This window comes from Streptomyces sp. Edi4, from assembly GCF_040253615.1.
Classification (GTDB): Bacteria; Actinomycetota; Actinomycetes; order Streptomycetales; family Streptomycetaceae; genus Streptomyces.
In genome coordinates, this window is sequence record NZ_JBEJGY010000004.1 from 6,620,298 (window position 1) to 6,643,614 (window position 23,317).

At 71.5% G+C, this 23,317-nt stretch carries 22 protein-coding genes; 11 read left to right on the top strand and 11 right to left on the bottom strand.

The window, feature by feature from the left end:
• Window positions 1-63: 63 nt before the first annotated feature.
• Together ABR738_RS31805 and ABR738_RS31810 are read right to left on the bottom strand one after the other, a co-directional pair.
• On the bottom strand, window positions 64-978 hold the full coding sequence (locus tag ABR738_RS31805) for a 2-hydroxy-3-oxopropionate reductase (protein WP_350233380.1): 915 nt from the start codon (window positions 976-978) through the stop codon (window positions 64-66).
• A 50-nt stretch (window positions 979-1,028) separates the two neighbouring features.
• Window positions 1,029-1,883 (bottom strand): TIM barrel protein, encoded by an 855-nt coding sequence (locus ABR738_RS31810; protein WP_350233381.1) that lies wholly within the window; start codon window positions 1,881-1,883, stop codon window positions 1,029-1,031.
• Between the two features lie 124 nt (window positions 1,884-2,007).
• Here ABR738_RS31810 and ABR738_RS31815 point away from each other — a divergent pair, with 124 nt between their 5' ends.
• The 8 genes from ABR738_RS31815 to ABR738_RS31850 all read left to right on the top strand — a co-directional run bounded on the left by ABR738_RS31815 (window position 2,008) and on the right by ABR738_RS31850 (window position 9,504).
• Entirely contained in the window at window positions 2,008-2,259 is a 252-nt protein-coding gene (locus ABR738_RS31815; RefSeq protein ID WP_350233382.1) for a YkoF family thiamine-binding protein, read from the top strand.
• 152 nt (window positions 2,260-2,411) lie between these two features.
• Window positions 2,412-2,756, top strand: a complete 345-nt coding sequence (locus tag ABR738_RS31820; protein ID WP_350234828.1) for a helix-turn-helix domain-containing protein — start codon at window positions 2,412-2,414, stop codon at window positions 2,754-2,756.
• 168 nt (window positions 2,757-2,924) lie between these two features.
• Window positions 2,925-3,437 (top strand): 2-oxo-4-hydroxy-4-carboxy-5-ureidoimidazoline decarboxylase, encoded by a 513-nt coding sequence (gene uraD, locus ABR738_RS31825; protein WP_350233383.1) that lies wholly within the window; start codon window positions 2,925-2,927, stop codon window positions 3,435-3,437.
• Entirely contained in the window at window positions 3,437-3,844 is a 408-nt protein-coding gene (uraH, locus tag ABR738_RS31830; RefSeq protein WP_350233384.1) for a hydroxyisourate hydrolase, read from the top strand. Before uraD ends, uraH begins: the two co-directional genes overlap by 1 nt.
• Window positions 3,845-3,849: 5 nt before the next feature.
• Window positions 3,850-4,773 (top strand): factor-independent urate hydroxylase, encoded by a 924-nt coding sequence (gene pucL / locus ABR738_RS31835; protein ID WP_350233385.1) that lies wholly within the window; start codon window positions 3,850-3,852, stop codon window positions 4,771-4,773.
• 65 nt (window positions 4,774-4,838) lie between these two features.
• On the top strand, window positions 4,839-6,239 hold the full coding sequence (locus tag ABR738_RS31840; protein WP_350233386.1) for a nucleobase:cation symporter-2 family protein: 1,401 nt from the start codon (window positions 4,839-4,841) through the stop codon (window positions 6,237-6,239).
• Window positions 6,240-6,289: 50 nt separating this feature from the next.
• Window positions 6,290-7,681, top strand: coding sequence for an 8-oxoguanine deaminase (locus ABR738_RS31845; protein ID WP_350233387.1), 1,392 nt, complete (start codon window positions 6,290-6,292; stop codon window positions 7,679-7,681).
• 404 nt (window positions 7,682-8,085) lie between these two features.
• On the top strand, window positions 8,086-9,504 hold the full coding sequence (locus tag ABR738_RS31850; RefSeq protein WP_350233388.1) for a nucleobase:cation symporter-2 family protein: 1,419 nt from the start codon (window positions 8,086-8,088) through the stop codon (window positions 9,502-9,504).
• Between the two features lie 29 nt (window positions 9,505-9,533).
• On the opposite strand, the gene ABR738_RS31855 is transcribed toward ABR738_RS31850, so the two are convergent.
• Entirely contained in the window at window positions 9,534-10,007 is a 474-nt protein-coding gene (locus tag ABR738_RS31855; RefSeq protein ID WP_350233389.1) for an excalibur calcium-binding domain-containing protein, read from the bottom strand.
• A 190-nt stretch (window positions 10,008-10,197) separates the two neighbouring features.
• Complete coding sequence (locus ABR738_RS31860) at window positions 10,198-11,064, bottom strand: chitosanase (RefSeq protein WP_350233390.1); 867 nt, start codon at window positions 11,062-11,064, stop codon at window positions 10,198-10,200.
• A gap of 227 nt (window positions 11,065-11,291) precedes the next feature.
• Here ABR738_RS31860 and ABR738_RS31865 point away from each other — a divergent pair, with 227 nt between their 5' ends.
• Window positions 11,292-12,143 carry a pentapeptide repeat-containing protein gene (locus ABR738_RS31865; protein WP_350233391.1) on the top strand — a complete coding sequence of 284 codons (852 nt, stop codon included), beginning with the start codon at window positions 11,292-11,294 and terminating at the stop codon, window positions 12,141-12,143.
• A gap of 153 nt (window positions 12,144-12,296) precedes the next feature.
• Here the strand turns inward: ABR738_RS31865 and ABR738_RS31870 are convergent, their stop codons facing one another.
• Window positions 12,297-12,962 carry a TIGR03086 family metal-binding protein gene (locus ABR738_RS31870; protein WP_350234829.1) on the bottom strand — a complete coding sequence of 222 codons (666 nt, stop codon included), beginning with the start codon at window positions 12,960-12,962 and terminating at the stop codon, window positions 12,297-12,299.
• A 204-nt stretch (window positions 12,963-13,166) separates the two neighbouring features.
• On the bottom strand, window positions 13,167-14,369 hold the full coding sequence (locus ABR738_RS31875; protein ID WP_350233392.1) for an FAD-dependent monooxygenase: 1,203 nt from the start codon (window positions 14,367-14,369) through the stop codon (window positions 13,167-13,169).
• A gap of 243 nt (window positions 14,370-14,612) precedes the next feature.
• On the opposite strand from ABR738_RS31875, the gene ABR738_RS31880 reads away from it, so the two are divergent.
• Entirely contained in the window at window positions 14,613-16,094 is a 1,482-nt protein-coding gene (locus tag ABR738_RS31880; RefSeq protein ID WP_350234830.1) for a YfcC family protein, read from the top strand.
• A gap of 75 nt (window positions 16,095-16,169) precedes the next feature.
• On the opposite strand, the gene aceB is transcribed toward ABR738_RS31880, so the two are convergent.
• Together aceB and ABR738_RS31890 are read right to left on the bottom strand one after the other, a co-directional pair.
• Window positions 16,170-17,801 carry a malate synthase A gene (gene aceB / locus ABR738_RS31885; RefSeq protein ID WP_350233393.1) on the bottom strand — a complete coding sequence of 544 codons (1,632 nt, stop codon included), beginning with the start codon at window positions 17,799-17,801 and terminating at the stop codon, window positions 16,170-16,172.
• Between the two features lie 287 nt (window positions 17,802-18,088).
• Complete coding sequence (locus ABR738_RS31890; RefSeq protein WP_350233394.1) at window positions 18,089-18,712, bottom strand: nucleotidyltransferase family protein; 624 nt, start codon at window positions 18,710-18,712, stop codon at window positions 18,089-18,091.
• A gap of 153 nt (window positions 18,713-18,865) precedes the next feature.
• Between ABR738_RS31890 and ABR738_RS31895 the strand changes: the two genes are divergently transcribed.
• Window positions 18,866-19,183 (top strand): DUF5955 family protein, encoded by a 318-nt coding sequence (locus ABR738_RS31895; RefSeq protein ID WP_350233395.1) that lies wholly within the window; start codon window positions 18,866-18,868, stop codon window positions 19,181-19,183.
• A gap of 47 nt (window positions 19,184-19,230) precedes the next feature.
• Here the strand turns inward: ABR738_RS31895 and yczR are convergent, their stop codons facing one another.
• From yczR to ABR738_RS31910, 3 genes are all read right to left on the bottom strand, one after another.
• Window positions 19,231-20,712 (bottom strand): MocR-like transcription factor YczR, encoded by a 1,482-nt coding sequence (gene yczR, locus ABR738_RS31900; RefSeq protein WP_350233396.1) that lies wholly within the window; start codon window positions 20,710-20,712, stop codon window positions 19,231-19,233.
• A 762-nt stretch (window positions 20,713-21,474) separates the two neighbouring features.
• Window positions 21,475-22,113, bottom strand: coding sequence for a response regulator (locus ABR738_RS31905; protein WP_350233397.1), 639 nt, complete (start codon window positions 22,111-22,113; stop codon window positions 21,475-21,477).
• Window positions 22,110-23,297: a sensor histidine kinase gene (locus tag ABR738_RS31910; protein ID WP_350233398.1), complete on the bottom strand. Its 1,188-nt coding sequence runs from the start codon at window positions 23,295-23,297 to the stop codon at window positions 22,110-22,112. The genes ABR738_RS31905 and ABR738_RS31910 overlap by 4 nt, the downstream gene beginning before the upstream one ends.
• Between the last annotated feature and the right edge of the window lie 20 nt (window positions 23,298-23,317).

Below are 23,317 nucleotides of genomic sequence, written 5' to 3' on the forward strand. Positions count from 1 at the left end.
AGGTGTCAGCACCGCCGCCGCCCGGAAATCAAGGGCCCCCGAGGGGGACGCGGACGCGCCGGATCAGACCTGCGCGCCGGAAAGGCGCTCGACCGCGCGCAGCAGGGCGGAGTGGTCGAGGCCGCCGTCGCCCTGGGCGCGCAGCGAGGCGACCAGCTGGGCGACGACCGCGCCGACGGGAAGGGCCGCGCCCACGTTGCGGGCGGCGTCGGTCACGATGCCCATGTCCTTGTGGTGCAGGTCGATCCGGAAGCCGGGCTTGAAGTCCCGGTTCAGGAAGTTGTCCTTCTTGCGCGTCAGGACGGTCGAGCCGGCCAGACCGCCGTTGAGGACGTCGAGGGCCGCGGTGAGGTTCACGCCCGACTTCTCCAGGAAGACGACCGCCTCGGCGCAGGCCTGGATGTTGACCGCGACGATGAGCTGGTTGGCGGCCTTCACCGTCTGCCCCGAGCCGTGCGGACCGCACAGCACGATGGTCTTGCCGAGGGCTTCCAGGATCGGCAGCGCCTCGTCGAAGTCGGCCTGCTCGCCACCCACCATGATCGACAGGACGGCCTCGATGGCGCCGGCCTCGCCACCGGAGACGGGGGCGTCCAGGACGCGGATGCCCTGCTCGCCGGCGTTCTTGGCCAGGTCGACCGAGGTCTGCGGGGTGATCGAGGACATGTCGACGATCAGCGCGCCCTTCCTGGCGTTGGCCAGGATGCCGGCCTCACCGTACGCGATGGCCTCCACCTGCGGGGACGCCGGGACCATGGTGATGATCACGTCCGCGTCCTTGACCGCGTCCGCGATCGAGGAGGCGGCGGTGCCGCCGGCGGCCGCGAGGCGGTCCAGCTTGTCCTGCTCAAGGGTGTAGCCGGTGACCGAGTAGCCGGCCTTGATCAGGTTCTCGGACATGGGGGAGCCCATGATGCCGAGGCCGACCCATGCGATCTTGGGGAGGGCCGGGCGGGAGGTATCGGCGAGGTTGCTCATGAGGGTGCCTCTCTAACTGCGGTGGTACGTCAAGAAGTTCGGGAGCGCGGTCAGTTCGCCGCGCGGGCCTCGGCGGGGAGCCACCCGAAGGAGGCGGCGGCCTCGGGGGCCTTGTACTCCAGGCCGACCCAGCCGTCGTAGCCGGCCTTCGTGAGCTGGTCGAGCAGGTCTTCCAGCGGCAGCGAGCCGGTGCCCGGCGCGCCGCGGCCCGGGTTGTCGGCGATCTGCACATGGCCGGTCTTGTCGGCGTACGCCTCGATGACCTCGGAGACGTTCTCGCCGTTCATCGACAGGTGGTAGATGTCGAGCAGGAACTTGGCGTTGCCAAGGCCCGTCGCCGCGTTCACCTTGTCGATGACCTCGATGGCCGAGGGGGCGCTCACCAGCGGGTAGAGCGGCGACTCCGGCTTGTTCAGGGGCTCGACCAGAAGGATGGCCCCGACCCGGTGGGCCGCGCGGGCCGCGAGCACGAGGTTCTCCAGGGCGAGGGTGTCCTGCACCTGCGGGTCGGCGCCCTCGACGCGGTTGCCGTAGAGCGCGTTGAGCGCCTTGCAGCCGACCGAGGCGGCGAAGCCGGCCGCCACCTCGATGTTGGCGCGGAAGCGGTCCGACTCCTCGCCGGGAATCGACAGCGCGCCGCGGTCCGGGCCAGGCAGGGCGCCGGCGTAGAAGTTGAGGCCCACCAGCTGGGTGCCGGCGTCGTCGAGCGCGTTCTTGAGGGCGTCGAGTTCGGCCTGCTCGGGGGTGGGCGTCTCGATCCAGGGCCACCACAGCTCGACCGCCGTGAAGCCCGCCGCGGCGGCAGCCGCCGGGCGCTCAAGGAGCGGGAGTTCCGTGAAGAGGATCGAGAGGTTCACATCGAAGCGCTGGTTCGAGCCGCGCTTATTCGAGAAAAGAGGGGCCATGAGGGGTGTGCGTTCCTTCCGTATTGCGGAAGTTAGTTTCTGCTTGATGGAAGGTTGCCGGGGGACCCGCGAGCTTGTCAAGGGGGCCTGTCTGATTTCGTCCACCGCGCAGTAGGTTGAGCGCGTGCGATTGAGAGTGGAGTTCACGACCGAGCCCTTCGATCTCGACGAGGCGCCGCCGCATGCCGTGGTCGCCCGCGATGTCATCCAGGCGGCCCGGCTCGACGCGGTCGACGTCGGTCCCTTCGGCAACACCGCGGAAGGCGGCGCCGACGACGTCCTGAACGCCGTTGACGCGCTGCTGCGCGAGGCCCTGGCGGCGGGCGCCACCCGCGTCTCGCTCCAGGTCAATGTGCTCGGGGAGGGCGAGAAGTGACCGAATCGGTGGATCAGCCCCCCGCGCCTCCCGCCGCATCGGTGGACCAGCCCCCCGCGCCCCCGGCCGCCTCCGCAGACCAGGTGCCGGCCGGCCCGGGCGAGCCCGGGGACCACCCCCTGCTCCGGGCGGTCAAGCCACTCGTGGACGCGATGGGCGCGGAGGTGCTGCCGCCCGCGCTCGCCCGGCCCGACGACGTGGTGCTCGCCTGGGAGGGCGAGGACGTGGTGGCCGTGCGCCTGCCGCAGCTCTCCGACTCCCTGGATCACATCCTCGCCGCCATGGAGCGCCGGCACGGCATGCCGCTCGCGGCCCTGGACCGCAAGGCCAAGCAGTCCGCCGTACGGACCCTCGAAGCGCGCGGCGCCTTCTCGGTACGGCACGGCGTGGAGACGGTCGCCTCGGCGCTCGGGGTCAGCCGCTTCACCGTCTACAACTACTTGAACAGGGATCTGAACAGGGATCTGACCAGGGGAAACACCGCCAAGGGCGACTGAGCGAGCACCCTCGGTGCCCAGTGGGATGCCCCTTGATGCAACGAACCGCCGTCCGGATGCCGGGCGGCGGTTTTTGTCATCCCAAGTTTTCAACAAAGTGTTGACGGGATGTTTCTCAGGGCGTTAGCTATCCGCAGCCCGTTCAGCACCAAGGCCACGGAGGCCGCCGTGACTTCGACTTCGACGCCGGGCCTCGCCCGGTTCAACACCTCACAGGACAGTGCGGCGCTCGCCGCGCTCCACGAGGTGTGCGCCAGTTCGGTGTGGGGGAGCAAGGTGCTCGCCCGGCGCCCGTACGCCACCGCGCAGGACCTCTTCGCCGCAAGCGACGCCGCTCTGGCCGAGCTGACCGTGAAGGACCTTCAAGAGGCGATGGCCGGGCACCCGCCGATCGGCCGGCCGAAGCCCGGTGACCCCACCTCCGCCCGTGAACAACGCGGCATGGCCGGGGCCTCCGAGGCCCTGAAGGCCGAGCTGCTCGAACTGAACCTGGCCTACCAGGACAAGTTCGGCCATGTCTTCCTGATCTGCGCGACCGGCGCCACCGGCGAGCAGATGCGCGATGCGGTAAAGACCCGGATCGGCAACACATCCGAGCAGGAGCGCGAGATCGTGCGCACCGAACTCGGGAAGATCAACCGAATCCGGCTGACCCGTCTCGTAGAAGAGGACAAGGACTGATGAGCACCGCCACCACCGCATCGGTGTCCACGCACATCCTGGACACCAGCGTCGGACGCCCCGCCGGGAACGTCGCCGTCTCGCTCGCGGCCCGCTCGGGCTCCGGTGCCCAGTGGACCGCGCTCGGCGGCTCCACGACCGACGCGGACGGGCGCTGCAAGGACTTGCCGGCCCTGCCGGAAGGCACCACCCACGTACGGCTCGACTTCGCGGTCGAGGAGTACTTCTCCACCCACCAGTCCAGCGACAAGAAGCAAGCCGAGGCGCAGCAGGACGCCCCCCGCGTAAGGGACAGCGGTGCGTTCTTCCCGGAGGTGGCGATCACGTTCGCCGTCACCCCGGGCGAGCACTACCACGTACCGCTGCTGCTCAACCCGTTCGGCTACTCCGTTTACCGAGGGAGCTAGCAGACATGCCCACGATTCTCGGCCAGAACCAGTACGGCAAAGCAGAGAACCGCGTCGTCAAGATCACGCGGGACGGCGACACGCACCACATCAAGGACCTGAACGTCTCGGTCGCCCTGTCCGGCGACATGGAGGACGTGCACTACTCGGGCTCCAACGCCAACGTGCTCCCGACGGACACCACCAAGAACACGGTGTTCGCCTTCGCCAAGGAGTACGGCATCGAGTCCGCCGAGCAGTTCGGCATCCACCTCGCGCGGCACTTCGTGACCTCGCAGGAGCCGATCAAGATCGCGCGGATTCGTATCGAGGAGTTCGCCTGGGACCGCATCGAGACCTCCGAGGCCAACTCGAAGTTCATCGGTTCCGACGACGTCAAGCACTCCTTCGTCCGCAAGGGCCAGGAGACCCGGGTCTCCCAGATCACCTACGACGGCGAGAAGTGGGAGGTCATCTCCGGTCTCAAGGACCTGACGGTGATGAACTCGACCAACTCCGAGTTCTGGGGCTACGTCAAGGACAAGTACACGACGCTCCAGGAGGCCTACGACCGCATCCTGGCGACCAGTGTCTCCGCCCGCTGGCGGTTCAACTGGACCGACGACGAGCAGAAGGCGCCGAACTGGGAGAAGTCCTACGAGCAGGTGCGCAAGCACATGCTCCAGGCTTTCGCCGAGACGTACTCGCTCTCACTCCAGCAGACCCTGTACCAAATGGGTTCGCGCATCATCAACAGCCGGTCCGAGATCGACGAGGTTCGCTTCTCGCTGCCGAACAGCCACCACTTCCTCGTGGACCTCGAACCGTTCGGGCTCAAGAACGACAACGAGGTCTACTTCGCGGCGGACCGTCCGTACGGTCTGATCGAAGGGACCGTCCTGCGTGACGGTGCCGAGCCGCAGATCCCGGTCGACATGACCAACCTCTGACGCGGCACTGACCGTCCCCGCCCGCCCGCAGTCGGGCGGGGGCCGGCCAGACCGGAGGGATTCTCATGGCACAGCCTGCAATGGGGCCGGCACCAGCCGACGGCCCATGTACCACCCCACCTGAAGGTGCCGTGCACCCGGTGGACGAAAAGCTTCCCGCCTCGCGGCTCGTCCCCGCCGCGCTCCAGCACATCGCCGCCATGTACGCGGGCGTCGTCACCCCTCCGCTCATCATCGGCCAGGCCGTCGGCCTGGACACCGCGGGACAGACCCGGCTCATCGCGGCCAGTCTGCTCATCGCGGGGCTCGCCACCGTCCTTCAGACCCTGGGCGTGGCGAACTTCGCCGGAAACCGGCTCCCGTTCGTCAACGCCGCCTCGTCGGCCGGCATCGCGCCCATGCTCGCGATCGCCGAGACCAGCGCCAAGGGCCACCAACTCCCCGCCATCTACGGCGCGGTGATGGTGGCCGGGGTCTTCTGCCTCCTGGTCGGCCCCTTCTTCGGACGGCTGCTGCGCTTCTTCCCGCCGCTGGTGACCGGTGTCGTGATCACGCTCATCGGCGTCACGCTGATGCCCGTTCCCGTCTCCTGGGCGCAGGGCGGCGACAAGAGCGCCGCCGGCTTCGGCTCCATGGACAACCTGGCGCTCGCCGCCTTCACCCTCGTCGTGATCCTGCTCTTCCAGCGCTTCGGCCGGGGCTTCGTGCGTCAAGTGGCGTTGCTGCTGGGCCTGTTGATCGGTACGCTCGCCGCTGTCCCGTTCGGCATGGCGGACTTCTCCGCCATGCGGTCCGCGCCCGTCGCCGCTCTGCCCACGCCCTTCGCCTTCGGGGCGCCCGAGTTCCACCCGGCCGCCGTCCTGTCGCTGTGCATCGTGATGCTGGTCCTGATGACCGAGTCCAGCGCCGGCATGCTGGCCATCGGAGAGATCTGCGAGCGCCGCACCGACGGACGCACCATCGCCCGCGGCCTGCGCACCGACGGCATCGCCACCCTGCTCGGCCCCGTCTTCGGAGGCTTCCCCACCAGCGCGTTCGCGCAGAACGTCGGCGTCGTCTCGCTGACTCGCGTGCGCAGCAGGTACGTTGTCGCCGTCGCGGGCTGCGCCCTCCTGGTGCTCGGCGCCTTCCCGATGCTCGGCGCGGTGGTCTCGCTGGTCCCGATGCCCGTGCTCGGCGGCGCCGGAATCGTCCTGTTCGGCTCCATAGCCGTCAGCGGTATCCGCACCCTCTCCGAGGCCGGACTCGACGACAGCTCCAACATCATCCTGGTCGCCGTGGCACTCGGGGCGGGCATCATCCCGCTCGCCGCGCCCACCTTCTACGCCGGATTCCCCGCCTGGGCACAGACCGTGCTCGGGTCCGGCATCAGCGCCGGAGCGCTCACGGCGGTCCTGCTCAACCTTTTCTTCCACCATCTCGGCACCCGGAGCCGCGTCGCGGCCCCGGCACTCAAATCCTCGTAGGGTCCTGCCGTGCCCCATCACAACCGCCACTGATCGAAGAAGGAAGCACCATGGCACCTTCGGCAGCCCCCCAGCGCATCGTCATCGAGAACTGTGCGATCGCCACCGTGGACGCGAATGACACCGAGTACGCCTCCGGGTACCTCGTCGTCGCCGACAACAAGATCGAGTCGATCGGAGCCGGCCAGGCCCCGAAGGGCCTGGACAACGTGGTCCGCCGCATCGACGGCACCGGACACCTGGTCACCCCGGGCCTGATCAACACCCACCACCACTTCTACCAGTGGATCACGCGCGGTCTGGCCACCGACCACAACCTCTTCAACTGGCTGGTCGCCCTGTACCCGACGTGGGCGCGCATCGACGAGCGGATGGGGCGCGTCGCCGCCCAGGGCTCGCTCGCCATGATGGCCCGCGGCGGCGTCACCACCGCCATGGACCACCATTACGTCTACCCGCGTGACGCCGGCGACCTGTCCGGCGCGATCATCGGCGCGGCCTCCGAGATGGGCGTGCGCTTCACCCTGGCCCGTGGCTCCATGGACCGCAGCGAGAAGGACGGCGGTCTGCCGCCGGACTTCGCCGTGGAGACCCTGGAGGGAGCGCTCTCGGCGACCGCCGAGACCGTCGACCGCTTCCACGACGCGACCTTCGGCTCGATGACGCAGGTCGCCGTCGCGCCCTGCTCGCCCTTCTCGGTCTCCACCGAACTCATGAAGCAGGGCGCCGAGTTGGCGCGCGCCAAGGGCGTACGGCTGCACACCCACGGCTCGGAGACCGTGGAGGAGGAGCAGTTCTGCAAGGAGCTGTTCGGCATGGGCCCCACCGACTACTTCGAGTCGACCGGCTGGCTCGGCAACGACGTGTGGATGGCGCACTGCGTCCACATGAACGACTCCGACATCGCCGCCTTCGCCCGCACCGGCACCGGCGTCGCCCACTGCCCCTCCTCCAACGCGCGTCTGGCCGCGGGCATCGCCCGTGTCCCGGACATGCTGGCGGCCGGCGTGCCGGTGGGCCTCGGTGTGGACGGCACCGCGTCCAACGAGTCGGGCGAGCTGCACACCGAGCTGCGCAACGCGCTGCTCATCAACCGCCTCAACGCCCAGCACCGCGAGAGCGCTCTCAGCGCCCGTCAGGCGCTGCGCCTTGGCACCTACGGCGGTGCCCAGGTGCTCGGCCGCGCCGACGAGATCGGCTCCCTCGAAGCCGGCAAGCTCGCGGACTTCGTGCTGTGGAAGCTGGACACCATCGCCCACGCCTCCATCGCCGACCCGGTCACCGCGCTGGTCTTCGGCGCCGCCGCACCGGTCACCGCCTCGTTCGTGAACGGCAAGCAGATCGTCGAGGACAACCGTCTCACCACGGTCGACGAGGACGCCATCGCGGTGGCGACCCGTGAAGAGGCCCAGCGCCTCGCCCGGATCGCCGCACAGGCCTGACCCCAAGGAGTCCGGCCGAGGGGGACGGCCCTCGGCCGGTCGCCGCGGACCCGAGCGGGGTCCGCGGCAGCTGGGCCGGGGGGTGCGTACTGCAAGGACGTACGCACCCCCCGGAACGGTGAAACCCGTCCCGATCGCCACGTCGCCACCGCACCTCCCGTACACCGCACGGCAATTGACGCTCCGTCACTTCAGGGAGCGGCGCCACCCACGCCCGCTCGACCGGGGCACGCCCGCACCGGAACCCCACCCCGCGCCGACCGGGCCCCCGCGCACACCACAGCCGAGCCGCGCTGTCCCGTACTGCCTCGCACCACCTGTTCCCGCTGCTCAACGCACCACAACGCACCACCTCCAAGACACCCGCGTCCACCGCCGACGCGTAACCGACCGGAGGAACCGCCGTGGCCGCACAGCCCAGGTTTCGCAACTTCGCAGTCCGCCCCGCCCAGACCGGCGAGAAGCACCCGGTCGATGAGACGCTTCCCCCACTGAAGATGTTCACCAGCGGCCTCCAGCACGTGGCCGCCATGTACGCGGGTGTGGTGGCCCCGCCCATGATCGTCGGTCCCGCCGTGGGGCTCGACGCCAAGGAGACCGCGTTCCTGGTCGCCGCGAGCCTGTTCACCGCGGGGCTCGCCACGCTCCTCCAGACTCTCGGGATCTGGAAGATCGGCGCCAAGTTGCCCTTCGTGAACGGGGTTTCGTTCGCCGGTGTCACCCCGATGATCGCCATCGGCAAGGAGCACGGCGGCCACGCGATCCCCGTCATACTCGGCGGCGTGATCGTCGCCGGACTGCTCGGCTTCCTGGCCGCTCCCTACTTCGGCAGGCTCGTCCGCTTCTTCCCGCCGGTCGTCACCGGCACCGTGATCACCCTGATCGGTGTCTCGTTGCTGCCCGTCGCCTTCAACTGGTCCTCCGGCGGCAACGAGAAGGCCGGGGACTACGGTTCGCTCTCCAACCTCGCGCTCGCCGCGATCACCCTGGTCATCGTGCTCGCGCTGCGCAAACTCCTGCACGGCTTCATGCAGCAGATCGCCATCCTGCTCGGCCTCGTGGCGGGATCGGTCATCGCGATCCCCATGGGCAAGACCAGCCTGGACGCCATCAAGAACGCGGATGTCGTCGGCTTTCCGACCCCCTTCCACTTCGGCGCCCCGCAGTTCGACATCGCCGCGATCGTCTCGATGTGCATCGTGATGCTCGTGTGCATGACGGAGTCCACGGCCGACATGCTGGCGCTCGGCAAGATCGTCGAGCGTCCGGCCGATCAGGAGACCATCGCGGCCGGCCTGCGCGCCGACACCCTGGGATCCGTGCTCAGCACCGTCTTCAACGGCTTCATGGCCAGCGCCTTCGCGCAGAACATCGGGCTCGTCGCGATGACCAAGGTGCGCAGCCGGTTCGTGGTGGCGACCGGTGGTCTCATCCTCGTGGCGCTCGGCCTGAGTCCCGTCGCCGCCTCGGTGATCTCCCTGGTGCCACTGCCGGTGCTCGGCGGCGCGGGCATCGTGCTCTTCGGCTCGGTGGCCGCGAGCGGCATCCAGACGCTCTCCACGGCCGCGCTGGAGAAGGGTGAGAACGCTCTCATCGTGGCCGCCTCGGTCGGCGTCGGCCTGATACCGATAGCCAAGCCCGACTTCTACCACGCCTTCCCCGACAAGCTGCTCGTCGTCCTCGACTCCGGCATATCCACCGGCTGTGTCGTGGCGATCGTGCTCAACCTCGCCTTCAACCACCTCGGTTCACGCCGCTCCGATGACGAGGGGGCCGAGGCCGGGGTCCTGCCCATGGCCGAACCGGAGGCCGCCCTGCACTGACGGACGGACGGCCCGACCGGTCCCGGGCGCTACTCGCAGGCCACGCCGTCGCCGTCCCGGTCCAGGTGCGCGGCGTAACCCGGCTCGCCCCGGTGCAGGGGAGTGACCCCGGCGGCGCGGGCGGCGGCGCAGTTCTTGTACGAGGCGCTGCTGCCCCCGCCGCTGCCCCCGCTGACCTTCTCGCCGCCGCCGTTCATCGGGGGCGGCACGCTCGGCCCCTTGGGCTTCGGCTTCGGTACGGTCCCGGTGGCCGGGGTCTTGGCGGCGGCGGGGGGAGCGGTCGGCGTCGCGTCGTCGGTCCGCGCCGGGCTTGGCGTCGGGCTCTCGTCGGCCGACTGTGACGGCGACGGCGACGGCGCGGCGGACTGCGACGGGGTCGCGGCCGACACCGTGGCCGCCGGGGTCTTCGTGGTGTCGTCCTGACAGCCCGTCGTGGTGAGGGCGAGCGCACCGAGCAGGCCGGAGACGAGCAGAGTGCGGACGGCTGATTCAGATATGCGCATGCGGCGGACTCTCTCGGGCGTTCGGGATTCCTGTGATGATCTGGTGAAGGAGAGAATACGGGCCGCAAAGGTTCCGTAAAGCGCAATCGCCGAACTCGTCCGGGTCCAGCCACCGAAGAGGGCGGCGCACACGGGAACGACGGGTACGGCGGCCTCCTCGCCGCCGTACCCGCCGTCCGCGGTGGGGGAGTTATCCGATGTGGTACGGGTCGCCGTAGACCTTCCAGTCCAGCGGCGTGTTCAGGCCGAGATTGCCCTTCTTGAGGAAGACCCGCTGTTCGGTGTCGACCCGGCTGGTGTCGCTGTGCGCCTCCTCCTGCTTCATCGCCCACACGCGGGCGTCGAGGAAGGCGTCGAGATACGTCGTCTCGTTGCCGCCCTTGGCCGGGGTCTTCGCCTTGGCCAGGGCGCGCTTGCGGATGGAGCTGAAGCTGGTCGGGTCGGTGCCGTCACCGTGCATCACGATGGCGTCGTAGTAGATGAACTGGCCGAGCGTGCCGAGCCCGTCGGACTTGCCCTGCTTGACGGCCGGGTCGAAGTACACCCGGTCCCGCTCGTCGTTCTGGGCCTCCTTGAAGGCCGTCTCCGACGCGGCGGTCTTCCAGTCCTTGGTGAAGTTCGGGTCCAGTCCCTTGTGGGAGTCGCTTCCGTTCACCTTCTCCAGAGCCGGCAGGTACTTCGCGAGGACGTTGCCGGGGTTGCGCGCGGTGTAGAGCCTGACCAGGTCGAGCATGTCACCGGTGCCCGAGCAGAACCCGATGATGCCGGCGGTGTAGCCCCGGCCGTCCTTGATGTCCTCGATGTACTTGTACTGCGCCTTCCAGTCCAGCGAGGAGTTCTCCGCGCTGGAGACGAGCTGCATGGCTATGTCCTTCTTCGCCGGGTCGTCGAGCCCGGTCGCGGCGGCGTTGATCACCGTCACATTGTCCGCCGGCGCGGCGGCCGGGTCGTCGGCGGCGTAGGCCGTGACCGGAACCGCGAGCAGCGCGGCGCCGAGCAAGGCGCGGATGACGATCCTGGTACGACGTGCGGGGGTGGTGCCGTGGGGGGTGTGCACGTGGACCTCCACAGGGAGTCGGTCGCTCCGGTGTTCTGTTAGGAAACTTTCCTACCACTGCGCCGGAGCGCCCGTACACCCCTGTGACACAAGGAAGTTGAGGCGGTGGCGGCACATGGCCGAGGGCCGCGACCGCCCCCGCGCGCACGGACCCTGGCGCGGCCGGACGGGCCGGTGCGGCTAGACTGGCGGGCTGCTGTCACCGCACATCACAGGAGTCCCGCACGTTGTCCGAGAACCACGAGACAGTCGCCCCGGCGCCCGGCGCGACCCGTCTGAACCTCGTCTCCGACTGCGGCGACTGCTTCGGCCTGTGCTGTGTGGCCCTCGCCTACACGGCGTCCGCCGACTTCGCGATCGACAAGCCGGCCGGCCGGCCCTGCCCGAACCTCACGGGCGAGTTCAGCTGCGGCATCCACCGGGACCTGCGCGCCAAGGGCTTCCAGGGCTGCACCGTGTACGACTGCTTCGGGGCCGGCCAGAAGGTCTCCCAGCACACCTTCAAGGGCCGCGACTGGCGCACGGCTCCCAAGAGCGCCGCCGCGATGTTCGAGGTCTTTCCGGTGATGCGTCAGCTCCACGAGCTGCTGTGGTACGTCACCGAAGCGCTCGCGCTGCCCAAGGCCCGGCCCGTGCACGACGAATTGCGCGCGGCGCTGCGCGAGACGGAGGCGTTCACCGAGCTCGCCCCCGACGAGCTGCGCGACCTGGACGTGGCTGCCCACCGCGACGGGGTCAACCGCCTGCTCCTGAAGGCGAGCGAACTGACCAGGGCGGAGTTCAAGGGCAAGAAGGGCAAGGACCGGCGCGGGGCCGACCTGATGGGCGCTCGCCTCAAGGGCGCCGACCTGCGCGGCGCGAACCTGCGGGGCGCGCTCGTGATCGCCGCCGACCTGCGCGGCGCCGATCTGCGCGTGGCCGACCTGATCGGCGCGGACTTCCGCGACGCGCTGCTCGACGGCGCCGATCTGACCGACGCGTTCTTCCTCACCCAGGCCCAGCTGAACGCGGCGAAGGGCGACCGGGCGACCCGGATCCCGTCCGCCCTGGCACGCCCCGCCCACTGGGCCGCGCGCTAGCGGCCTGTCCGGCGGATCTTGTCTGGGACGCGCGGCCCTGGCACGCCCATCTGCCGCGTTGTCGTCGGTTGCCGACGCTCCGCGTCGCCGCCCTCCTCCGCCTTGCAGCTGGACGCACCAGGCCCCCGCTCACCAGGGTGGAGAAGCTGAGCCTTACAGGAGGCGACCAGATCCGCCGGACAGGCCGTTGCGCGACCAGCCCGGGTCGCGCCCGCTCAGGCCGATCACGCGGTCGAGCAGAGGGGCGCTGTCGGCCACGTCGACGGCGGGTCCGAACGCACCGCCACGGGCGGCCGGATCGTCCTTGGACGGTGCGAGGAAGGCCCGGGAGACCTCCAGGTCGGCGGTGGAGGGGTGGTAGTCCTGCCCGGTGGCGCGGGCCACGTCCCAGCCGTGCACGACCAGTTCGTCCAGGCCTACGCGGCCGCTGACCGCGCCCGGCAGGTCGAGGCCGCCGATCTGCGTGTCGCCCTCCCAGGCCGCCGGGTCCCGCCAGGCCTCGGCCATGGCGGCGAGGTTGCGGGGCAGAGCGGCGCGCCAGTCGTCGGGCAGCGCCGGCGGCGCCGCCGAGCTCGGAGCGGTGCCGGTCGAAGGGCCGCGCACCTTGCGGGCGGCGTCCTGGAAGGCCACGCTCAGACCCAGCACATGGGCGAGCAGGTCCCGCAGGGGGTACTCGGGGCACGGCGTCGGCGCGGACAGCTGATCGTCACCCACGCCGTCGAGCAGGCGGACCAGCTCGGCGGCCGCGGGGCCGAGATCGGGGTGGGCGCGCCGGACGTCGGCGTCGGTGCTCGGATCGGTGCTCGGATCGGTGTTCATGAAGGAGAGACCGCGCGCGAGCCGGAAAATCATCGCGGGCCCGCGCGAAAGGTCCACGGGCCTCACCCCCCGCAACTTCACGGTCACCGGCCCGTCGGCACCCACCACGGCGTGGAGCTGCGCGCCCGGCTCGCGGACGGGGAGTGGGGCGACTCTGGGCGCAGCCGGCGGTGGTGGCCCCCTGATGGGCGCCCCCGGATGGCCTCACGCGAGCCTGCGGCCGCCGAACGCGTTCGAACCGTCCGCCCGGCGCCACCATGCCTCAAGGCCGGTCTGGTCCATGGCGCTCCAGTCGGGGGTCCGCTGGACGAGCCCGAGGCCGAGACCTCGTCCGAGTTCGACCATGCCGCGCCCGACCGCCGCGCGGCCGGCGTCGTAGGCGGCCACCGCCTCGGGCCAGGTCGTGGCCGAGGACAGCGCGCCGGCCAGGGCGGTGGCGTCCTGGAGGGCCTTCACCGCGCCACCGCCGGTGTGCGGCCGTGCCACCGTGGCGGCGTCACCGCTCAGCGCGACGCGTCCGGTCGCGTACCGGGGCGCGGTGAAGTCGTACATCGGCTGGATGAACAGCTCGTCCGGCGCGGTCAGACGCACCAACTCGCCCCAGAACGGCGGCATGTGATGGTCCGCCAGGTGGCGGGCGTGAGCGCGCAGCTCCTGCGTCAGGGTGCCGGGCGGCAGGCTGGTGGGGGAGTCGAGCCCGAGATCGTGACCGGCGGGCGGCGCCGCGTAGAGCACCCAGTTGACGCGGTGGCCGCCCCGGCCGTCGGGGATGCGGTAGATGACGGCGTGCCCGCCGTCGAAGACGACATAGACGCAGTCCTCCACCGGCCAGCGGCTCTCGTCGGGCAGCCGCTCGACGGGGAACGCGCCGCGCCAGGCGAGATAGCCGGCGTACTGCGGGCGGACCTCGGGGCAGGCGGCCGCGCGGACCACGGAGCGGTAGCCGTCGCAGCCCACCACGAAGTCGAAACGGTCCGGTCCCCCGGCCGCGGTCCTCAACTCGACGCCATCGGGGTCGACTTCCACTTGGTCGACGACCGCGCCGGGGCGAAAGTCCACCGACTCCGGTACGCGGGCGCGCAGTTCGCGCCAGAGCGGGCCCCAGTTGTAGGTGCGGAAGGGGAAGGGCAGCGTGCCCACCAGGCGGCCCATCGGGGCCGAGCCGTCGCGAACGTACCAGGCGCGCCTGGTCAGTTGGAGCCATGGCATCGAAGCCGTCACGAATCCGCCGGCCTCCAGTTCGGCGTAACGGTCGTTGTGCATCGCCAGTCCCACGCCCCGGTCGGCCAGCCGGCCCGTGGCCCGCTCGTACACCGTGATCTCCTCGGCGCCACCCCGGTGCGCGGCCAGCGCCGCCGCGCACCCCGCGATGCTCCCGCCGACGATGGCGACTCGCCCTCCCCGCATCCCCACACCCTCGCAGTCTCGTCCGACAGCGTGCCGCCCGGGCCCGGGCCGCCCCCCGCCGGATTGTCGCAGCATCGGGCTCACCGGGCCACGGCGGGCCAGTGACCCGGGCGGCCCGCGGCACCCGGGTGAGCACCGGATGCGCGGGCGGGTCCGGCGTGGTCCATTGAGCCCATGGACGCCGACCAGGACCCGCGGGCGCAGGCCGGGGCAGCGCCGCCCTCCGGCGCGCCGGACAGCCGGATGCGCTTTCCCAGTGCGCTCACGATTCTCGCGGTCGTCACCCTGGCGGTGTGGCTCCTGGCGTTCGTCATCCCTTCGGGCGCGTACGAGCGCAACGCCGACGGCGCGCCCGTCCAGGGCACCTATCACCGCGCCGGCACCGGCCAGAGCTTCACCGACCGCCTCAGCGACCTCTTCCTCTCCCCGGTCAACGGGCTCTACGGCATCCAGGACGCCAAGTCCGGCCGGGTCGGCCCCACCATGGCCGGCGAACTGTACGGCAGCGCCGGGGTGTTCCTCTTCGTCCTCGCCATCGGCGCGTTCATCACGGTGGTCTTCGCCACCGGCGCCCTCGACCGGGGGATCGGTCTGCTCGCCCACCGTCTGCGCGCGCGGGGCGCGCTCCTGATCGCGGGCGTGATGACGGTCTTCTCCGTCCTCGGCACGGTCGAGGGCTTCGCCGAGGAGACGCTTGGCTTCTACGGATTGATCGTGCCGCTGATGCTGGCGCTCGGCTACGACCGTCTGGTCGCGACGGGCACGATCATCGTGGGCGCGGGCATCGGCGTGCTGTGCTCGACGGTCAACCCGTTCGCGACGGGCGTCGCCTCCTCGGCAGCGGGGATCTCGCTCGGCGACGGCATCGCGCTGCGCTTCGTGATGTGGCTGGCCCTGACGGCGGTGTCCATCGCGTACGTCATCCGCTACGGCCGCCGCGTCCAGCGGGACCCGGCGAAGTCCCTGACCGGGTTCCTGCCCGGGGACCGGGAGCACGCGCGGACGGATCAGGAGGACGGGGCCGGGCCACCCGAGCTGACCCGTACCCACCGCTTGGTCCTGGTCCTGCTCACCCTCGTCTTCGCCTTCATGATCTTCTCGGTGGTGCCGTGGTCGAGCGCGCTGACCGGCAGGGCGGACGCCACCCCCTACCCCTGGGAACTGGGCTGGTCCTTCCCGCAGTTGGCGGCCCTTTTCCTGGTGGCGGCGGCCCTGGTGGGCATCGCGGCCCGGCTGGGGGAGGCGCGGCTGAGCTCGACGATCATCCAGGGCGCGGCGGACTTCATCTCCCCGGCCCTGGTCATCGTGCTGGCCAGGGGCGTCACGGTGATCATGAACAACTCGGGGATCACGGACACGGTGCTGCACTCGATCGAGGGCGTCGTGAAGGGCGCGCCGTCCGCCGTGTTCGCCGTGCTGGTCTTCGTGGTGAACCTTCCCCTGGCCTTCCTGATCCCCTCAACCTCGGGCCATGCCACCCTCGCGATGCCGATCCTGGCTCCGCTCGCCGGCTTCGCGGGCGTCTCGCGCGCGGTCGTGGTGACCGCCTGGCAGGCGGCGAGCGGCTGGATGAACCTGTGGGTCCCGACCACCGCCGTCACCATCGGCGGCGTGGCCCTGGCGAAGGTGGGCTACGACAAGTATCTGCGCTTCGTGGCCCCGCTGCTCGCGGTCCTGGCCGTGCTGATCTGCGCGTTCGTGGCGGTGGGCGCGGCGTTCACCTGACGCGCGCCCGCCCGGCGCGGCCGCGCCCCCGGTGCTGTGCGGTAGCGGGGGCGGGCATCGCGACAACTGCCGTGATCAGCCGACGAGTTGGTCGTACGCCGGCAGGGTCAGGAAGTCGGCGTAGTCGGCGTCGAGGGAGACCTGAAGGAGGAGGTCGTGGGCCTGCTGCCACTTGCCGGCCGCGAAGGCGTCCTCGCCGATCTCCGCGCGGATCGCGGCGAGTTCGTCGGCGGCCACCTGGCGGGCGAGGTCGGCCGTGGCCCGGACCGTCTTCCCGTCGTGCTCGAAGACGACACCGGCGTTGATCCACTGCCAGATCTGCGAGCGCGAGATCTCGGCGGTGGCCGCGTCCTCCATCAGGTTGAAGATGGCGACCGCGCCGAGGCCGCGCAGCCACGCCTCGATGTAACGGATGCCGACCTGGACCGCGCTGACCAGGCCCTGATACGTGGGCTTCGCGTCCAGGGAGTCGATGGCGATCAGATCGCCGGGGGCCACCGAGACGTCCTCGCGCAGCCGGTCCTTCTGGTTCGGCCGGTCGCCGAGCACCGCGTCGAAGGAGGCCATCGCGATCGGGACCAGGTCGGGGTGGGCCACCCACGAGCCGTCGAAACCGTCGCCCGCCTCGCGGTCCTTGTCGGCCTTGACCTTCTCGAAGGCGACCTTGTTCACCTCGGCGTCACGGCGCGAGGGGATGAACGCGGCCATGCCGCCGATCGCGTGCGCGCCGCGCTTGTGGCAGGTGCGGACGAGGAGTTCGGTGTAGGCGCGCATGAAGGGCGCCGTCATCGTCACCGCGTTGCGGTCGGGCAGGACGAACTTCTCGCCGCCGTCCCGGAAGTTCTTCACAATGGAGAAGAGGTAGTCCCAGCGGCCCGCGTTCAGCCCCGCCGCGTGATCGCGGAGCTCGTACAGGATCTCCTCCATCTCGTACGCCGCGGTGATCGTCTCGATCAGGACGGTGGCGCGGACGGTGCCCCGGGGGACGCCCACGTAGTCCTGCGCGAAGACGAAGATGTCGTTCCAGAGGCGGGCCTCCAGGTACGACTCCGTCTTCGGGAGGTAGAAGTACGGGCCCTTGCCGAGGGCGATCAGGCGCTGGGCGTTGTGGAAGAAGTACAGGCCGAAGTCGACCAGGGCGCCGGGCACCGGGCGGCCGTCGAACTGGAGGTGGCGCTCCTCCAGGTGCCAGCCGCGCGGGCGCATGACGACGGTCGCGAGCTGGTCGGCGTCCTTGAGGGCGTACGACTTGCCCGAGGTGGCGTCGGTGAAGTCGATGCGGCGCTCATAGGCGTCGATCAGGTTGAGCTGGCCGAGGACGACGTTCTCCCACGTGGGGGCAGAGGCGTCCTCGAAGTCGGCGAGCCAGACCTTCGCGCCCGAGTTCAGGGCGTTGATGGTCATCTTGCGGTCGGTCGGACCGGTGATCTCCACGCGGCGGTCGTTCAGCGCGGCCGGCGCGGGCGCGACCTTCCAGGACTCGTCCGCGCGGATCGCGGCGGTCTCGGGGCGGAAGTCCAGCGTGGAGGTGCGGGCGATCTCGCTCCTGCGGTCCTTGCGGCGGGCCAGGAGCTCGTCGCGGCGCCCCGTGAAGTTCCGGTGCAGCTCCGCCACGAAGGCGAGGGCCGCGTCGGTAAGGACCTCTTCCTGCCGGGGCAGGGGCTCGGCATCGACGATGGCCAGCGGAGACGGCGCTGGTGCGGACATGAGCTGTCACTCCTTCGCGGGGATGCCCTGACGGCCGCCGGGTCGCCATGCAATGGCACTCAGTGCCAGGGCTCCGAGATACGACTGTGGGCGCCGCCTGATCTGACGAGCGCTTCTGAACAGTGGATAGTAGTTTCCTCATGGTGGAAGTTCAATGGTTTGTTGATGTCGAGATTCTTCGGGTCGAGGGACCATGGCTCTGGGTGCCACCCCGTTCACTCCGTGTCCCCGGCCCTTACCGGGCGTCCTCGAATCTGCTGTCCCGTCCTTCCCTGTGTACTCCAGATCTACTGGAGACGGCTCAGATCCGCCTCGGTGTCGATGTCGTAGGGCTCGGCCACGTCCCCGCATTCGACGAGCGTGATCTCGTCCTCATGGGCCTTCAGGTAGGCGCGGGCGCCCCGGTCGCCCGTCGCGGACGCGGCGATGTCCGCCCAGCGGGCCGCGCCGAACAGGACCGGGTGCCCGCGCCTGCCGTCGTACGAGGCCGCCACGAGGCAGTCGCCCGAACGGTGGGCGGCGCGCACCCGCGCGATCGCCGCCGCGCCGATGCCCGGCTGGTCGACCAGGCTCACCAGCGCGGCCCCGGCCCCGCCGGCCCGGCCCCCCGAGGCGGCCAGCGCTTCCAGGCCCGCGCGCAGCGAGGAGCCCATGCCGTCGGCCCAGCCGGGGTTGTCGACCAGCACGCACCCCCTCAGGTCGGCCCGGGCCCGCACCTCGTCGGCCGCGGCGCCGAGCACCACGTACACCGTGTCGCAGCCGCCCTCGCGCAGCGCCCGGATCGCGTTCTCGACGAGCGGCCGGCCCCGGTGGGTGAGCAGCGCCTTGGGCCGTCCGCCGAGCCGCCGGCCGCCGCCCGCCGCGAGCAGCAGTCCGGTGACCCGCGCCGTCTGTGTGGTTGATCGCGTCATGGCCCCAGATATACCTCCCGCGTTTCCCCAATTCCGTCCCCGTAGTGGCGCACGACACATCGCATGGCGTTAACTGGCCCGCGCATCCCGGCAGTTGACCTTCGCTGTACGGGTTCTGAACACCTGCACAAGGACGTGCGTGGGGGAGGACTTTTGTTGCGAGGAGTGGAGCAGAGGGCCGTGGCCGGCAGCGGCGAGGACCCCAGAGTGAGCGCGTTGCGGGCCGCCGTGTCCCGGCTGCGCCGACAGCTGGCCGGACACCCGGTGGAGTTCCCCGACCGGGCCGTGGCAGAGGACGAGCTCGCGGCGCTGGAGGCGATGGCCATCGGCGGGGTCCCCGAGGTGCCCCGGCTGCGGCGCTCGCTGTTACTGATCGCGGGCTCGATCGGCTCCGTCAGCGCGCTGGCGGGCGCGGTCGCCGAGGTCCGCGAGGCGGTCGAGCTCTTCGGCGGCACGCCGGGGCGGTACTGACGGGGGCCGGGTACGAGTGTCCGAACTCGCCCTCTCCGCCGGGGAGTTCAGGCCACCCAGTGGGGGCGGCCCGGCTCGCCCGTGAACGCCGGCAGGCCCGCGTCGAGCGTCGCGGCCAGCCGGCGCACCCCCTCCTCCAGGACCGCCGGCTCGCGTACGAAGGGGAGCCGGAGGCGATGCTCGTGGGTGCCGGGGTCCGCGGCGAAACGGGAACCCGGCTCGATGCTCACGCCGTGGGTCCGCGCCGCCCGGGCCAGCGCCCCCGCGACCGGGGCGCCGAGATCGACCCAGAGGCAGAGCCCGCCGGGCGGCGTCCGCCAGCGCCACCCGGGCAGATGGCGCCCGAGCGCGGCGGCGAGCGCGTCCCGGCGCTCCCGCAGCTGGTGCAGCCGGGCGCGCAGCACCTCGTCCATGCCGGGCAGCAGCGCCTTGGCGAGCAGCTGGTCGACCAGCGAGGGGGCCAGGTCGACATGGACGCGCAGCGCGGCCAGTTCGGTGATGAGCCGCGAGCCCGCCCGTACCCAGCCGATGCGCAGACCGCCCCAATGGGTCTTGCTGAGCGAGCCCACCGTGACGATCTGCTCGGATTCGCCCCGGTGGGCCAGGGACACGAACGGCGCGGGCGCGGGCGCGTCCAGGGCGATCTCGGCCAGGGTCTCGTCGATGAGCAGCCAGGTGCCGGTGCCCCGCGCCGCGCGCAGCAGCCCGGCGCGCTGGTCCGCGCTCATGAGCTCGCCGGTGGGGTTGTGGAAGTCCGGGATGAGATACGCGAGCCGGGGCGCGGTCCGGCGCAGCGCGCAGTGCAGGAGTTCGCTGTCCCAGCCGTCCTCGCTCACCGGTACGGGAGTGAGGCGAAGACCGGCGTGGCGCACGGCGTCCAGGCCGTTGGGGTACGAGGGGCTTTCCACCAGCGCCCGGTCCCCGGGCCGGCCGATGAGGTTCACCACCAAGGACACCGCGGACTGGGCGCCCGTGGTGATCAGGATCTGGTTGGGCAGGGTGGGCAGGCCGCGCCGGGTGTAGCGCTCGGCGACGGCGGCGCGCAGCTCGGGCAGGCCGAGGGGGTGGTAGCCGGTGGTCGCGGCGTGCCGGGCCAGTTCGGACCCGGCGAGCTCGAACGCGGCGGCCAGTTCCGCGGCGGGGGCGTCGGGGGCGGCCATGGCGAGGTCGATGACGCCGTCCGGCGCCTGGTAGCGGGCCACATTGGATGGGTTCGCGCCGGTGGGCAGTTCGGTCCAGGTGCCGGCCCCGCGCCGGCTGACGGCGTAGCCGCTCTCGCGCAGCAGATCGTAGGCCGCGGTGATGGTGGCCCGGCTGACCTCCAGGGCGACGGCGAGCTCCCGCTCGGCGGGCAGCCGGGTGCGCAGCGGGATGCGGCCGTCCAGGAGGAGGGTGCGGATGGCCCGGGCGAGGGGGCGGTAGCCGGGGCGCGGGGCGGTGAGGGCGGTGACGTGCGCCGCGAGCTGGCGGCCGCGCAGGGTGCGGGTGGGGTGGGGCGCGGTGTCCTTGAGCGCGGGGGTGCCTGCCATGCGGGTCTCCTGGAATTGGCCTGCGTGTGGCCCTCGTTTGCCAGGCCAATCAGCGTACCGGGGCGCCATTGCGCAGTTCCCCGCGCCCCTGAGTCCTGTTCGACCCTGGGTGCGGGCCCGCACGGGCAACCTCAGCCGGCTGAGCATCTGGCGCGGGGCTGCATGGGCATCCTGAGCCCCCCTGCGCGGCTGAGCATCTGGCGCGGGCCGGCACGGGCATCCTCAGCCCGCTGAGTATCTGGCGCGGGCTCGCATGGGCATCCTCAGCCTGTCCGGCGATTGAGGACGAGCGCGTTCAGCGCGAACGGGGTCTGGGGCGGAGCCTCAGGGACCCTGGCTGCGGGTCGTGGGTGGCTGAGCGCGCAGTTCCCCGCGCCCCTGACTACTCGCTGTGGGCCGGCACGGGCATCCTCAGCCCGTCCGGCGCTTGAGGACGAGGCCGTTCAGGCCGAATGGGGGTCTGGGGCGGAGCCCCAGGGAATCCCGGCTGCGGACCGTGGATGGCCGGGCGCGCAGTTCCCCGCGCCCCTGGCGGGGTTGGTGCCGGCCCGCATGGGCAGCCTCGGCCCCCACCCCCTGGCGGGGTCGGTGCCGGCCCGCGTGGGTAACCTCGGGCCTCCCGGCGCCCCTGGCGGGGTTGCTGCGGGCCCTGCATGCGTAACCCCAGGCCCCCGCGCCCTGGCGGGGTTGGTGCCGGCCCGCATGGGCAGTCTCGGCCCCCTGCGCCCCCTGCGCACCCGGTGTCGGCCCGCGTCGGCAACCTCAGCCCGGGGGGCGGATCAGGCGGCGTGTCGTGGCCGCCGCCACCGCTGCCGTGCGGGAGTCCACCCCCAACTTGGCGTATATGTGGACCAGATGGGACTTGACCGTCGCCTGGCTCAGAAACAGCTGCTTGCTGATCCGCTGATTGGACAGCCCGTCCCCCACAAGCCGCAGAACCTCCAGCTCGCGCCGCGTCAGCGCCCGCTCGGGCATCCGCATCCGGTCCATGAGCCGGTGCGCCACGGCCGGGGCGAGCGCCGACTGCCCCGACGCGGCCGTGCGTACCGCCGCCGCCAGTTCCTCGGGAGGCGCGTCCTTGAGCAGATAGCCCGCCGCCCCCGCCTCCACCGCCGCGAGGATGTCCGCGTCCGTGTCGTACGTGGTGAGGACCAGGACACGCGGTGCGCCGGGCCGCGCCGTGATCCGCGCGGTGGCCTCGGCGCCGTGCGTCCCGGCCCCGAACTGAAGATCCATGAGGACGACGTCGTACGCCCCCGTCGCGGCCAGCTCCACCGCGCGCTCGGCGCTCGCCGCCTCCCCGGCCACGGCGAAGTCGGGCTCGGTGTCCAGGACCGCGCGCAGCCCGGCCCGCACGATGGGATGGTCGTCGGCGAGCAGCAGCCGGATGGGGGCGCTCACCGGGCACCCGCCACGGGCAGCGGCAGCGTGATCGCGACGGCGGTGCCCTGGCCGGGCGCCGACTCCACACTCAGCGTGCCGCCGAGCGACCGGGCGCGCGAGCGCATCGCGGGAAGACCGAAGCCGCCGCTGCCCAGGGGCCGCCCGTCCGCCGGGTCGAAGCCGCGGCCGTCGTCGACCACGTCGAGGGCGACGGAGGTGTCCATGAAGCTCAGCGTGATCTCGGCCCGGTCCGCTCCCGCGTGCCGCACCGTGTTGGCGAGCGCCGACTGCGCGACGCGCAGCAGGGCCACCTCGTACGGCGTCGGAAGCTCGACGGGGGTGCCGCTCACGCCGAACTGCACCGCCACGTCTCCCGTCCCCGCGCACAGCCGCTCCAGGGCGCAGGGGAGCGAGCCGCGTTCCAGGTCGGGCGGGGTGAGGGCCTTCACGAAGCGGCGGGCCTCGGCCAGGTTGTCCTGCGCCGCGCGGCGCGCCTGCTCGACGTGGTCGCGGGCCGGGGCGCCGGCCGGCAGCGCGCGTTCGGCGGCGCGCAGCAGCAGCTGGATGGAGGACAGGCCCTGGGCGAGGGTGTCGTGGATCTCGCGGGCCAGGCGCTCGCGCTCGGCCAGGGTGCCCGCGGTGCGCTCGGCCTCCGCGAGCTCGGCCCGCGTCGCCACCAGCTCGTCGATCAGTTCACGGCGCCGCTCGCTCTCCCGGTACAGCGCGTCATAGCCGAGCACGGTCGCCACCGCGACCGCCGCGCCGAGCAGCGGCCCTATGAAGGCGCCCGGCGTGACCCCCTGCCCGTGCAGTACGAAACTCGCGATGGCCGCGCCCGCCGTGACCAGCACGGCCGGCAGCGCCCAGCGCGGCGCCAGCAGGTGCAGCAGCAGGAAGTAGAGCGGGAAGGCGACCCACAGCGCGTCGGCGGTGACGACGAGCAGCGCGAGCCAGACCGCGCCGAGCGCCCCGAGCCACCACGCCGCGCCAGAACCGCGTGGGCGCACCGACGGCAGCGCGACACCGGCCGCGTACACCGCCGCCATGAGGACGGCCACCGCCCCCACCGCCGCCGCGTGCGGTGCGCCGTCGCTCACCGAGCGCGCCACAGCGAGCGCGAGGAGACCGCCGAGCAGTGTGTGCAGACACAGGCGCAGCAGGGGGGCGACGGGGGTGTGGGGGCGTACGGGAGCGGAATACATAGCCCGTCCAGCGTACGGGC

Bases quoted from the DNA above. Each gene is read 5' to 3' on its own strand.
- ABR738_RS31805 (WP_350233380.1), bottom strand. From the start codon at position 978: ATGAGCAACCTCGCCGATACCTCCCGCCCGGCCCTCCCCAAGATCGCA.
- ABR738_RS31810 (WP_350233381.1), bottom strand. From the start codon at position 1,883: ATGGCCCCTCTTTTCTCGAATAAGCGCGGCTCGAACCAGCGCTTCGAT.
- ABR738_RS31820 (WP_350234828.1), top strand. From the start codon at position 2,412: ATGGGCGCGGAGGTGCTGCCGCCCGCGCTCGCCCGGCCCGACGACGTG.
- uraH (WP_350233384.1), top strand. From the start codon at position 3,437: ATGAGCACCGCCACCACCGCATCGGTGTCCACGCACATCCTGGACACC.
- pucL (WP_350233385.1), top strand. From the start codon at position 3,850: ATGCCCACGATTCTCGGCCAGAACCAGTACGGCAAAGCAGAGAACCGC.
- ABR738_RS31840 (WP_350233386.1), top strand. From the start codon at position 4,839: ATGGCACAGCCTGCAATGGGGCCGGCACCAGCCGACGGCCCATGTACC.
- ABR738_RS31845 (WP_350233387.1), top strand. From the start codon at position 6,290: ATGGCACCTTCGGCAGCCCCCCAGCGCATCGTCATCGAGAACTGTGCG.
- ABR738_RS31855 (WP_350233389.1), bottom strand. From the start codon at position 10,007: ATGCGCATATCTGAATCAGCCGTCCGCACTCTGCTCGTCTCCGGCCTG.
- ABR738_RS31870 (WP_350234829.1), bottom strand. From the start codon at position 12,962: ATGAACACCGATCCGAGCACCGATCCGAGCACCGACGCCGACGTCCGG.
- ABR738_RS31875 (WP_350233392.1), bottom strand. From the start codon at position 14,369: ATGCGGGGAGGGCGAGTCGCCATCGTCGGCGGGAGCATCGCGGGGTGC.
- ABR738_RS31880 (WP_350234830.1), top strand. From the start codon at position 14,613: ATGCGCTTTCCCAGTGCGCTCACGATTCTCGCGGTCGTCACCCTGGCG.
- aceB (WP_350233393.1), bottom strand. From the start codon at position 17,801: ATGTCCGCACCAGCGCCGTCTCCGCTGGCCATCGTCGATGCCGAGCCC.
- ABR738_RS31890 (WP_350233394.1), bottom strand. From the start codon at position 18,712: ATGACGCGATCAACCACACAGACGGCGCGGGTCACCGGACTGCTGCTC.
- yczR (WP_350233396.1), bottom strand. From the start codon at position 20,712: ATGGCAGGCACCCCCGCGCTCAAGGACACCGCGCCCCACCCCACCCGC.
- ABR738_RS31910 (WP_350233398.1), bottom strand. From the start codon at position 23,297: ATGTATTCCGCTCCCGTACGCCCCCACACCCCCGTCGCCCCCCTGCTG.